The 11,991-nt window shown below is 70.4% G+C and carries 12 protein-coding genes; 4 read left to right on the top strand and 8 right to left on the bottom strand.

The annotated features are described in order from the left end of the window. Positions 1–3: 3 nt before the first annotated feature. Complete coding sequence (locus tag ACZ466_RS51825) at positions 4–834, bottom strand: SAM-dependent methyltransferase (protein WP_378287878.1); 831 nt, start codon at positions 832–834, stop codon at positions 4–6. 220 nt (positions 835–1,054) lie between these two features. Between ACZ466_RS51825 and ACZ466_RS51820 the strand changes: the two genes are divergently transcribed. From ACZ466_RS51820 to ACZ466_RS51810, 3 genes are all read left to right on the top strand, one after another. Next, positions 1,055–1,693, top strand: a complete 639-nt coding sequence (locus ACZ466_RS51820; protein ID WP_378287877.1) for a TetR/AcrR family transcriptional regulator — start codon at positions 1,055–1,057, stop codon at positions 1,691–1,693. 93 nt (positions 1,694–1,786) lie between these two features. After that, positions 1,787–3,010, top strand: coding sequence for a PucR family transcriptional regulator (locus ACZ466_RS51815; RefSeq protein WP_378287876.1), 1,224 nt, complete (start codon positions 1,787–1,789; stop codon positions 3,008–3,010). A gap of 318 nt (positions 3,011–3,328) precedes the next feature. Then, positions 3,329–4,936, top strand: a complete 1,608-nt coding sequence (locus tag ACZ466_RS51810; RefSeq protein ID WP_378287875.1) for a tannase/feruloyl esterase family alpha/beta hydrolase — start codon at positions 3,329–3,331, stop codon at positions 4,934–4,936. 81 nt (positions 4,937–5,017) lie between these two features. Here ACZ466_RS51810 and ACZ466_RS51805 read toward each other — a convergent pair whose 3' ends face one another. The 6 genes from ACZ466_RS51805 to ACZ466_RS51780 are packed head-to-tail and all read right to left on the bottom strand — an operon-like array spanning position 5,018 to position 10,246. Beyond that, positions 5,018–5,791 (bottom strand): enoyl-CoA hydratase/isomerase family protein, encoded by a 774-nt coding sequence (locus tag ACZ466_RS51805; protein WP_378287874.1) that lies wholly within the window; start codon positions 5,789–5,791, stop codon positions 5,018–5,020. Then, positions 5,788–6,999: a CaiB/BaiF CoA transferase family protein gene (locus ACZ466_RS51800; protein WP_378287873.1), complete on the bottom strand. Its 1,212-nt coding sequence runs from the start codon at positions 6,997–6,999 to the stop codon at positions 5,788–5,790. Before ACZ466_RS51800 ends, ACZ466_RS51805 begins: the two co-directional genes overlap by 4 nt. Before the next feature lie 32 nt (positions 7,000–7,031). Beyond that, positions 7,032–8,318, bottom strand: coding sequence for a TRAP transporter large permease (locus tag ACZ466_RS51795; RefSeq protein ID WP_378287872.1), 1,287 nt, complete (start codon positions 8,316–8,318; stop codon positions 7,032–7,034). 2 nt (positions 8,319–8,320) lie between these two features. Beyond that, positions 8,321–8,812, bottom strand: coding sequence for a TRAP transporter small permease (locus tag ACZ466_RS51790; protein ID WP_378287871.1), 492 nt, complete (start codon positions 8,810–8,812; stop codon positions 8,321–8,323). A gap of 26 nt (positions 8,813–8,838) precedes the next feature. Beyond that, on the bottom strand, positions 8,839–9,876 hold the full coding sequence (locus tag ACZ466_RS51785; protein ID WP_378287870.1) for a TRAP transporter substrate-binding protein: 1,038 nt from the start codon (positions 9,874–9,876) through the stop codon (positions 8,839–8,841). Positions 9,877–9,934: 58 nt separating this feature from the next. Then, complete coding sequence (locus ACZ466_RS51780) at positions 9,935–10,246, bottom strand: hypothetical protein (protein WP_378287869.1); 312 nt, start codon at positions 10,244–10,246, stop codon at positions 9,935–9,937. 275 nt (positions 10,247–10,521) lie between these two features. Here ACZ466_RS51780 and ACZ466_RS51775 point away from each other — a divergent pair, with 275 nt between their 5' ends. Then, positions 10,522–11,265, top strand: a complete 744-nt coding sequence (locus ACZ466_RS51775; RefSeq protein WP_378287868.1) for a GntR family transcriptional regulator — start codon at positions 10,522–10,524, stop codon at positions 11,263–11,265. 35 nt (positions 11,266–11,300) lie between these two features. On the opposite strand, the gene ACZ466_RS51770 is transcribed toward ACZ466_RS51775, so the two are convergent. Beyond that, positions 11,301–11,945, bottom strand: coding sequence for a TetR/AcrR family transcriptional regulator (locus tag ACZ466_RS51770; RefSeq protein ID WP_378287867.1), 645 nt, complete (start codon positions 11,943–11,945; stop codon positions 11,301–11,303). Positions 11,946–11,991: the final 46 nt, after the last annotated feature.

Here is an 11,991-nt window from a genome sequence, read left to right as displayed (position 1 = left end):
CCGTCAGGGTTTGCGGCCGACGGCGCCCGCCACCCAGAAGGTCTCGGGGTCGACGCTGGGTTCCCCGAAGCGGGGGCGCCAGGCGGGCAGGGGCGTCAGGCCGGGCGGGACCACGTCGAGTCCGTCGAGGAACCGGGCGACGTGCGCGAGGCTCCGGACGTGCCTGCGATCTCCCTCCATGAGGGGGCCCTGGTTGAAGTGCCTGGACATCTCGTCGGCCTTCTCCTCGAACGGATCGCGGAAGGCATGGCCGAGCAGCAGGTAGCCGCCGGGGGAGAGGCGGGCGACCAGGCGCTCGGCGACCCTGGCGGCGGTGTCGTCGTCGAAGACGGCGAGCAGGGCGCGCAGGAGGATCGCGGTCGGGCGCCGGAGATCGATCACGCTGGTCAGCTCCGGATGGTCCAGCATCGCGTCGGGATCGTGCGGATCGGCCTGGACGACCCTGGTCACCGGGCAGTCGTCCGTGACCGCCTCCCCCCGCGTCGCCACGATCGCCTTGCCGTGGGCCACCACGACAGGGTCTTCGTCCACGTAGACGACGCGGGCGTTCACCCCGAGGTCGTGCAGGATCTCGTGGACGCTCCCATGGGTGGGCAGACCGCACCCGACGTCCACGAACTGCCGGACACCCGCCTCCGCCAGGAACGTGACGGCCCTGGACACGAACTTGCGCGACTCCGCGACGACCGTCGGGACCTCGGGTGCGATCCTGAGAAGCTCGTCCCCCATGACCCGGTCGACGGCGAAGTTGTCCTTCCCGCCGTCGAGGTAGTTCATCACGCGGGCGAAGTTGGGCACGCGCGCGTTGAGAAAGCCCGGGTCACGCTTGTCCATCCACGACATGCTAGACCGCAACACAACGGAAATTCATCGCCTGCGGCCGTGAATCTGGCGCGGTCCAAAACGGATCCGGAAGCCGGTGCGCATCCCCTCGCCCGAACCGTGTCCGCCTTCGTCCGCCGACGCGTGGGAGTAGGAGGGCCGATGACGCCGTCCCTGATCGACGGGACATGGACACTTGCTATTTTATTGACACCTGTCCATCATCGTGGCTGTGACGTACCAGCTGCCGGGGAGCGCACCCGTCAAGGACCGGCGGGTCCGCCGTTCGCGGGCCGCCCTCATGCGGGCCACGATCGACCTGGTGACCGAGCGGGGCACGGCGGCCGTCCCGATCTCCGACCTCGCCGAGGCCGCGGACGTGAGCCGGCAGGTGGTCTACCAGCAGTTCGGGGATCGTGACACGCTGCTGCTGGAGACCGCGCTCGATCTCGGGCGGCGCGAGCTGGTACCGAGCGTCACCGGCATAGCGGACACGACGGGACGCGGTCAGGTGCTGGCCCTGGCGCGCCACTTCGCCGGCCACCGGGCGTTCTACCGGGTGATCTTCACCGGGGCGTGCGGCTACGGAATCAACAAGGCGCTGGGCGCCCTGCTCATCCCGTACAACCGGGAGGCACTCGGGCAGCTCTACGGCGAGCGGCTCGATCCGCGCACGATCGAGGACCTCGCCGTGTTCCTGGTCGGCGGCGCGTCCGTGCTCGTCAACGCCTGGGTCGTCGAGGGCGAGGATCCGCTCGACCCCGAGGAGTTCACCGACCGGCTCATCCGGATGGTGGCCCTTGTCGTCGACATGCAGTACGCGCCCGTCACGAGCGCCGGCGACGGGGAGAGGGCGGTCGGTGACCCTTGAGGACCACGTCAGCCGGGGGATGGAACAACACCAGATCCGCCCACAGGAGCCGCCCTTCCCAGCGGCCCCCGCGCCCTGTGAGGGAGTCCGTCCATGCCACAGGTCACCACCGTCCGACGCGCCCCCGCCGGCCGCGATCGCACACCGCTCCCCGGCCTGACGTCCGAGGTCGCCAGGCTCCGCCCGGAACTGCCGTCACTGGCGGAGGAGATCGGCGCGGAGATCCGGCATTCGGTCGCCGAGTTCGACCATCCGTGCCGAGGACGTGACCAGGGCGACCTTCGGTCGGTCGTCGAACAGGCGCTGGAGCGGTTCGTGGACCGCGCCGCCGACCCGCCGGCGCCGCGCGACCACGAGATCAAGGTCTTCAGGGATCTCGGCCGCGGCGAGTACCGGGCCGGCAGGGACCTGGCGGCGCTCCAGGCGGCCTACCGGGTCGCGGCACGGGTCGGCTGGCGCCGGATCGCCGAGGTGGGACGCCGGGCGGGCTGGCCGGCCGAGAGGATGTCGCTGCTCGCCGAGATGGTCTTCGCCTACGTCGAGGAGATCGCGGAATACTCCGTCCAGGGATACGCCCAGGCGCGCCAGAGCACCACCGACAGGTTGAAGAGCCTGCGCCGCCGTCTGTTCGAGCTGGTGCTGAGCGAGGACCAGGCCACGTCCGGCGAAGCACTCGCCGACCTGGCGCGGGAGGCGGACTGGAGGCTTCCGGCGACCGTGGCCGGCGTGGCCATCGCCGACTGGGACGCCGGGGCGGGCCGGCTGGCACCCGCCATCGGTCCGGACGTGCTGATGGACCTGGAACGGCCCGACCCCCGCCTGCTCGTACCGGACCCCGACGCCCCCGGCCGGCAGGACATGCTGGCCCGCGCACTGCGCGACACACCGTTCGCCATCGGCCCGAGCGTGTCGCTCGCCGAGGCCGCCCTGTCGGTGCGCCTGGCCGGGCAGGCGCTGTCACTGGTCCGGCGGGGCGTCATCCGATGCGACCACTACGTCCGCTGCAGCGACGAGCTGTCCACACTGCTGCTGTCGCACAACGAGGACGTGATCCGGCTGATGACCGCCCGCAGGTACGGGCCGCTCGCCGCGCTGAAACCCCAGCAGCGGGACCGCCTGGACGAGACCCTGCTGGCCTGGCTGGCGTCCGGGGGCAGGGCGCCCGAGATCGCCGCCCGCCTCCACGTCCACGCCCAGACCGTGCGGTACCGCATGCGCCGGCTGCAGGAACTGTTCGGCGACGAGATGAACGATCCCGACTGGAAATTCGAAATGGAGATCGTCCTCCGCACGAAACTGCTGCTGAAGGACGAATGAGCAACCCGGCCATGGGCGACAAGACCTGATCTGAACCACGTCGCCGCCCGGGCTCGCGTCCCCTCGTCCGGGAACGATTTTCGCCTCCTTCCGTAGGCTCATCGCACCGCGCCGTATCGACCGCGCCGCATTGTCGCGCGCCCACCGAACTTCCCTTTGTCAAGAACGTGAGCCCCCGCCGCCAGCGGGCTCCCGCTTCTTAGCGGAACGTGCGCAGCGCCGTTTCTTGGAACGCCGTACCGTCCGATGAACTCAAGGCGCTCCCGTTCTACCGCGGCGTGCCCCATAGCCGCGGAAACGCGCAGAACAAGGAGGACGATGAAGCCCCGATCGAGGAAATCCCCCTTCACCCTTATCGTTCTGACGGTCGCGATCGCCTCGCCCGCCGGCATGACCGGTTCGGTGCACGCCGATACCGGTGACGCCTGCCGGATCGCCACCCGTCCGGCCGTCCCCGGCGCGGCCGTCACGTCGATGGAGACGACTCGGAAGGCGGCTGACGCGATCTCCAAGGTGCCGGCGCACTGCGAGGTGACGCTCACCCTGACGCACCCGGGAGCCGGTGACGACGTCAAGGTCGTGGTGTGGCTGCCTTCCAGCGGATGGAACGGGCGGTTCCAGGGAACCGGCGGCGGCGGTTACTCCGCCGGGTTCCTGCTGGGACCCGTCACCCCCTACCTCACACTCGGCGCCGTCCCGACCCTGCCCGCGGCCGTGCGGCAGGGGTACGCGGCGGCGGCGACCGACGCGGGCGTCGGCTTCAACCCCATCACCCCGGCACCCTGGGCGCTGAAATCCGACGGAACCGTCAACACCGAGCTGCTGACCAACTTCGCCCACCGCTCCGTGCATGACATGACGGTGGCCGCGAAACAGATCGTCGCGGGCTTCTACGGCAAGCCCCCGTCCTACTCCTACTGGAACGGCTGCTCCAACGGCGGCCGCCAGGGCCTGATGGAGGCGCAGCGCCATCCCACGGACTACGACGGCGTCGTGGCATCGGCCCCGGCGACCAACTTCGATCGCTTCGTCCCGTCCGAGATGTGGCCGCAGGTGGTGATGAACGACGAGAGGCACTTCCCGAGCTCGTGCGTCTTCAAAACGTTCACCGACGCCGCCGTGGCCGCCTGCGACAAGGACGACGGGGTCGCCGACGGCATCATCGACCGGCCGGAGACGTGCGGTTTCGACCCGCGCAGCATGATCGGCAAGAAGGTCGGATGCGATTTCCGCGAGAAGACCCTCACCGCGAAGGACGCCGAGGTCGTGCGCCGCATCTGGCAGGGACCGATCTCCGCCGACGGCGGGAGGCCGCTGTGGTACGGCCTTCCCAAGGGAGCCTCGTTCGACGTTCTCGCCGGCACGAGTTTCGGCAGGAGCGGCTCGCCCATCAGCATGATCGCCGACTGGGTCACGTACTTCCTCGAGAAGAACCCCTCGTTCGACACCTCCACCATCACGCCCGCGCGACTCGAAAGTCTGATCCGGCAGTCCCGGGCCGAGTACAACCAGATCATCGGTGCTGACGACCCGGACCTGACCGCCTTCAAGAACGCCGGCGGCAAAATCATCACCTGGCACGGCCAGGCGGACCCACTGATCTTCCCGCAGGGCACGGTGGACTATTACCGCCGAGTGCAGACGGCCATGGGCGGCGCTCAGGAGACCGATTCCTTCTACCGGCTGTTCCTCGCACCCGGCGTCGGGCACTGCGGCCTGCTGGGCGCCGGCGGACCGGTACCCGACGACGCGTTGACGGCCCTCGTGAACTGGGTGGAGAAGGGCCAGGCCCCCGCCACGCTCCCGGCGTCGGTCACCGACAACGGCACACGCGTCACCCGCGACCTCTGCGCCTACCCCAAGGCCGCCCGGTACAACGGCCAGGGCGACCCGAAATCCGCCGAGAACTATCACTGCGCCACGTAGCGACTCGTCCGCCAGGCCACCCGGTGGTTGCCAGGCCGGTCGGCGAGGGCCGGGCGGCGGTCGTCCAGGACCAGCGCCCGATCAAGGGGCCTGCCCCTGGTCCGGCGGCGTCAGCCAGGGCGGTGTCCTTCCTTCCCGGATCGCTTCGACGCCTTCTCGGGCGTGGGGTGCGGTGAAGCCGGCGTCGGAGGCGTCGGCCGCCGCCAGGAGGTTCTCCAGCGGGGGCAGGGCCGTGGCGAGTCTTCGCTTGGTGGCGGCCACGGCGTCCGGAGAGCAGCGGTTCAGGTCGTCGAGGATGCCCGCGATGTCTTGGTCGAACGTTCCGGCCGGGCTGACCTGCGAGATCAGTCCCATCTGGAGCGCCGCGGCGGCGTCGAAGACCGTGCCGGTGAGCACGTGGCGGCGCAGCGGCGCCGACGGTGCCCGGGACGCCAGCACCGCCAGCGTCATCTCCGGGACGAGGCCGAGGAGGGGCTCGGGCATCGCGAACGTCGCGCGGGCGTCGGCGACGGTGATGTCGCACGCGGCGGCGAGGACGAGGCCGCCCGCCCGCGCGGCGCCCCGCACCCCGGCCACCACCGGTACGGGCACCTGGCCGATCGCGTGGACGAGTTCCATCAGGGGACGTCCCGAGGCCGCCTTCCCGCCGCTGCGTTCCCGGAGGTCCATTCCGGAACAGAACGCCGGGCCGGCACCGGTCAGGAGCACCGCCCGCGTGCCCCTGCCCGGTGCCCCCCGGATGGCCTCCGACAGTTCGCCCATCATCCGGGTCGACAGGGCGTTGCGCGTCTCGGGGACGTTCAGGGTGATGCGGAGGACGCGGCGGTCCTGCTCCGTCGCGATCGTGGTGCTCATCCGGTCGCCCGCGGCTCGGCGCCGACGACGCCCCGTTCGGCCCAGGCGGCCACCTGCTCGGGGGAGTAGCCGAACTCGGCGAGCACCTCCCGGGTGTGCTCCCCGAGCCGGGGAGCGTGCCGGAGGCTTCCCGGCGCACGCGAGTGCAGGGAGAAGCGGGCCGGCATCCCGAGGTTGCGCACCCGGCCCTCGCTGGGGTGGTCCTGCTCCACGATGACCCCGGCCTCGTTGAGGTACGGGTCGGCGATCAGGTCGTCCACGGTGCGGACCTCGATCGCCGGGCAGTCCAGCTCGCGGAAGCGGCGCATCCAGTGCCCGGTCGTCCCGGCGGCCAGCTCCGTCTCGACGAGGGAGTACAGCTCGTCGATGTTGCGGGTGCGGGCGCCGATGTCGCGGTAGCGCGGGTCGCCGGCCAGCTCGGGCCGGCCGATGGACTCGAAGAAGGAGCGCCAGTGGCCGTCGGTGTAGAGGATCACGCCGATGTGGCCGTCCTTCGTCCGGTACGGCCTGCGGAACCTCGAGGTCGTCCGCGGGTAGGTGGCCGGGCCGAGCGCGGGGACGAACGCCTCGCCCGCGAGCTGCTCGTGGAGGAGGAAGCTCACCATGCTCTCGTACATCGGGACGACGACGTTCTGCCCCTCGCCGGTCCGCTCGCGCTCGAACAGGGCGGCCATCGCCGCGTACATGGCGACGAGCGCGCAGACCTTGTCCGCGAGGATCGTGGTGACGTACTGGGGACGCCCCTGCCGCCGGCTTTCCAGATCGGCCAGGCCGCAGGCGGCCTGGATCACGTCGTCGTAGGCGGGCCGTCCCGCGTCGGGGCCGTCCGGGGCGAACCCGAACGCCTCCACCACGATGATCCGCGGGTTGACCTCGCGGAGGCGCCGGTGGGAGATGCCGAGCGACACCGCGGTCTCCTGCCGCATGTTGTGGATCACCAGGTCGGCGCCGGCGGCCATGCGGTCCAGGATCCGCCGGCCCTCCGGCGACTTCAGGTCCAGGACGATCCCGCGCTTGCCCGCGTTGACGGTCATGTACGTCGCGGACATGCCGGGGTTGCGGGCGGCGCCGACACCGCGCACGACGTCGCCGTGCCGCGGCTCCACCTTGATGACGTCCGCGCCGAGCTGCGCCATCATCATCGTGCAGTAGGGGCCGAGGAACGTGCTGGTGAAGTCGAGGACTCGGATGCCGTCAAGGGGGCCCAAGGGGTTCTCCTCCGTCTCGCGGGAGAGGGCGCTCATCGTCCGGGCAGCCAGGTGGCGAGCGCCGGGACGAGGAACAGCAGCACGATCAGCAGCAGTTCCATGACCATGAAGGGGACGACGCCGCGGAACGCCTCGCCCAGTTTCACCCTGGGGACCGAGCCCGCGGCGACGTAGACGTTCAGCCCGAGGGGCGGCGACATCAGCCCGATCTCACCGAGCTTGATCACCAGGATGCCGAACCAGATCTCGCTGTAACCGAGGCTGGTGACCAGCGGGAACGTGATGGGCAGGGTGACCAGCAGGATCGCGATCTGGTCCATGAACGTGCCCAGCACCAGGTACAGCAGCACGATCAGCACCATGACGCCCAGCTTGGGCAGGCCGGCGGACTCGATGGCGTCCACGATGGCCGGCGCGACCCGGGTCGAGGTGAGGAAGTAGCCGAAGATGGTCGCGAACACCACGATCGAGATGATCATCGTGGTGGTCTCCGCGGCCCGCATGAGGCACCTGCGCAGGTCGGCCATGCGCAGGCCGCCGGTGGACACGCTGAGCAGCAGCGCGCCGACCGCGCCCACCGCGCCCGCCTCGGTGGCGGTCACGACGCCCGAGTAGATGCCGCCGAGCACGATCACGACCAGCAGGATCGTGGGCCACACGTTGACGAGCAGCCGGAGCTTCCTCGCCAGCGGCATCGGCTCGGGGCGGTCGGGCGCGATGCCGGGCCGCCACCGCACCCACAGGTAGATGACCAGCGCGTACGCGGCGACGGTGATGACGCCGGGGACGACCCCGGCGGCGAACAGATCACCGATCGGGGTCTCGGTGGCGATGCCGTACACGATGAGCGCGACGCTGGGCGGGATGATGGACGCCAGCGTCCCCGCCGCGGCGATCGACCCGACGCTCAGCCGGTCCTGGTACCCGTACTCGCGCATGTGCGGGACGCCGACCGCGGAGAAGGTCGCGGCGGTGGCGGTGCTGGAACCGGTCATCGCGCCCATGCCGCCGGACGCGACGGTCGTCGCGATGGCCAGCCCGCCGCGGATCCGGCCGAACCAGGCGAACATCGCCTCGTACAGGTTCGTGGCGATGCGCCCGCCCGCCAGGAACTCCGCCATCAGCAGGAAGGCCGGCACCGTGGTCAGCAGGAAGTCGCTGCCGCCCCGGTAGGTCGCGGTGCCCAGCACCGTCAGCGTCGCCTGGGGCCCGACCGACATCAGCAGGCCGGCCAGGCCGGACAGGCCGAGGGAGAACGCCACCGGAACGCCGATCGCCAGGAGGGCGAACAGGAGCAGGAAAGGAAGAAGGATCTCCACCGTCACTCCTCGTCGCCGGCGGCCTCGCCGCCCCGCACGACCTGCACGGCCAGCCGGAGCACCATGAACGCCGCGCCGACGACCACGATCGCGCGGGACGGTCCGGCGGGCAGGGACGGGGACTCCACGCTCCACCGGCCCCAGTAGTCGACCGCGAACCCCGCGGTCGTCCACAGCACCAGCCCGAACAGCACCAGCCCGAGCGCGTCGGCGAGCCGCTTGAGCACCGCGACCGCCCGGACGGGCAGCCGCTGCCGCAGCAGGTCCACCGCCACGTGCTTGCGGTGGCGCTGCGCGGCGCCCCAGCTGAGGAACACCACGGCGGGCATCAGGAACCACTCGGTGATCCGGATCGTGCCGGGCAGCGAGGAGCCGAACAGGTAGCGGCCCGCGGCGTCCAGGGTTATGGCGGTCACCATCAGCAGGAGGGCCGCGCCCACCACGAGGCGGAGCGCGTCCTCCGCCTTCTCCAGCGGTCCTCTCTTCGGCCGCACCGTCTCAGCTCCGTTCTCCGGGGTAGTCATCCGCCGTCCCTCACGAGTCGGCGCAGTTCCGCGAGGATGTCGTCGCCCGGCAGCCCGCGCCCGTTCATGTCCCTGGCCCACGACCGCTGGATCTCACCGGAGACCCGGTCGAACTTCGCCTTCTCCTCCGCCGCAACCGTGGTGAGGGTGATGCCTTTCTTCTCGAAATCCCGGAGGACCTGCTTTTTGTCCTCGGTCAAGACCCGGCCCGAGTCGATGGAGACCTTCCTGCCTTCCTCGACCATGATTCTCCGCAGATCCGGCGGCAGTTTTCTCCAGGTGTCGTCGTTGATGGCGTAGAAGCCGCCGAATCCTCCGAGGGAGAGGTTCGTGGTGATGTACCGGAGAATGTCGTCGAGCCCGTAGGGCCGGATGCTCTCGGCGCTGATCATGGCCGAGTCGATCGTGCCGCGCTCCATCGCCTGGTACATCTCAGGCGCGGCCATCGACACCGGGACCGCCCGGAACTCCTTCGCGGTCATCTCCATGTAGCCGCTGGTCGTCCGGACGCGCAGGCCGTGCATCCCGGCCGGCGTCGTCACCCGTTTCCCGGCGGTCACCACCTGGTACTCGCCGGTCACGAAGCTGAACAGCGGGAAGACCTCGTCCTTCCTGATCTCCTCCTGGTAGAGCCTGCCGGTCACCAGCGCGTAGTAGGCGGGGGCGCCGGACGCGGCGTCCGGATAGATTCCCGGCAGCCCGATGACCCCGCCCAGCGGCATGCTCTCGCTGGCGTACTGCGGCGCCATGTAGCCGATATCGGCCACGCCGCCCTTGACCACGTCGATCAGATCGGCCGCCTTGCCGAGCTGCTCGCCGGGAAAGTAGTCGAACTCGATGCGGCCGCCGGACGCCTTTTCCACGTTCTGCATGAACCGCTGGGACAGCGTCCTGGCGATCACGTGTTTCTGCGGGAACGACTCCGCCACCCGGAGCGTGATCGTGCCGTCGCCCCGGCCGCCGCCGTTTCCGCCGCAGCCGGTGGCCGCCAGCGCGAGGCAGAGGAGGGACGCGGTGATCGAACGTAGGGACATCTGCTGAGGCTCCCTTCCGAGAACCGGGGGTGTCGGCACCGAGAGCCGGGGCCCGCTGTCAGTGACCGCCCCGATTCGGCTGCCGCTTCCGCTCGCGCCGGAAGGCCACCGGCCCGCCCAGTGCGCGCTCGGTGATCCACACCTTGCAGCCGTCGCCGTCCCGGCGGGCGCGGGTGGAGATCCGGGTCGTGTCGGTCGGCAGGATCTCCCGGCGCGGTTCCGCCGAGCCGTGCTTCACGATCGTGGGAAGGGCGATGCCCAGCCGGCCCGCCCCGGCCATGGCGTCGTAGAGCCCCCGGGGGAAGGCATGGCTCTCGTCGTTCTTCCGCCAGTACTCGTCAGCGGGTCCCGGACGGCGCCTCGACGGCACCGTCGGCGCTGAGATTGTCGGACCAAAGTCGGGAGCGAGACGCATCACGTGGTGGGCAGTCAAGGAGCCTCCTGCCTCGCGAGAATCGCGTTCCCGCAGACACTAGGTTCTCGCTCTCGGGTCCGTCAATATTTTTGTCCGACAATCCTATGACGGCTTCGGGCACGTTGTGGCGGCAGTGTCCGCCGCTATCATGGGACCTGGACGGGCGGGTGCCGCCCAGCGGCCCGCGAGTGCTCGAGTGTCGGACAATATGGTGAGCAGGGGGCTGCCGCATGGCCGGGGACGACACGGAGCGGACGACCGCGCGGACGGACGGCCGGCGCGGGTCCGACTTCCTCGATCTCTCGTTGTCCGGCGGGAACGCCCGGCCGGTGCGCGAGCAGGTGACCGACGTCCTGCGCAGAGCGATCCTGGAACTGCAGATCAAGCCCGGCCGGCGGCTCGTGGAGCGCGAGCTGATGGAGCGGCTCAACGTCTCCCGCGCCACCGTGCGGGAGGCGCTGCGCGAGTTGACGTCCGAGGGGCTGGTCGAGGTCGTGCCGAACCGGGGCGCGGTGGTGGCGGCGCCGACCGTGGAAGAGGCGTCCGATCTCTACGAGGCCAGGGCCGCCGTCGAGGGACTGCTGGTCAGGTTGTTCACCGAGCGGGCCGCCCGGTCGCAGATGATCAAGCTCGAGGCGGCCATGGAGGCGTTCGCGGAGGCGACCGTGGAGTACTCCGACGACCCCGTCACGATGCTGCAGATCAAGGACGAGTTCATCCAGGTCATCTTCACCGGCGCGGGCAGCCCCGTGATCCAGCGGCTGGCGGAGGGCCTGCGCGGACGCGTCCGGCTGCTGCGCGTCAAGGCCATCTCGGCCGGCTACCCCACCAGCGCGTCGGAGTTGCGCGAGATCGTGGCGGCGGTCCGCTCCGGTGACGGCGACGAGGCGGCCCGGCTCTACTCCCGGCACATCCTCGGCTCGAAGTCACGCGCGTTCACGGCCCTGAGGGACACAGAAGAGGAGTCCGGGTGAGAACCCGCCCTTCCCCGGTCAGCGGCGTTGGGGCGTCACGCTGAGCGGTACTGGTGGCACTCGCCGGTGAAGACGGCGGCGAGTTCGGCGTCGATGACGTCCGCGACCAGCCGCGCGGCGGGTGTTCCGTTCACACCGGCGGGGTCGCGGTAGACCTGCATCGCCAGGCCCTCCGTCACCGCGGCGAGGCGGACGGCGGCGGGCCACGGGTCGAGGTCTTCCTCGACCTCACCGCATTCCTTGCCGTTGTGGACGGCCTGGGCGAGGTCCGCGCGCAGCCCGTCGGCGGTCCGGACGTCGACCTCGGCCAGCCGCGGCGCGTCCAGGGCACGGCCGGCGAAGGCCCTGGCCACCCGGAACTCGGTGCGGCGCTCGCCGTCGAGGGGAATGAGCTCGGCCATCGCCTCGGCCAGCACCCGTGAGATGGGCCGCCGGTGCTCGGTCCCGGCTCGGATCCGCTCCTCGATCCTGCCCCGGATCTGCGCGCTGACGTGGGAGAAGGCGTGCAGGAGCATGTCGTCCTTGGTGCGGAAGTAGTGCTGCACGAGACCGACCGAGATCCCCGCGGCGGCGGCCGTCCGGGCGACGGTGACGGCGTCGAGGCCGTGCTCGGAGATCAGGCCGCAGACGGCCACCGCGATCTGCCGCCGCCGCTGTTGGTGGTCGGCTGTCCTCGGCACTTGATAACCATACCAGCATACGATAAAAACCGTATCGCCATATTGT

Source organism: Actinomadura rugatobispora (assembly GCF_055379765.1).
This window is presented reverse-complemented; position numbering and strand designations above follow the sequence as displayed.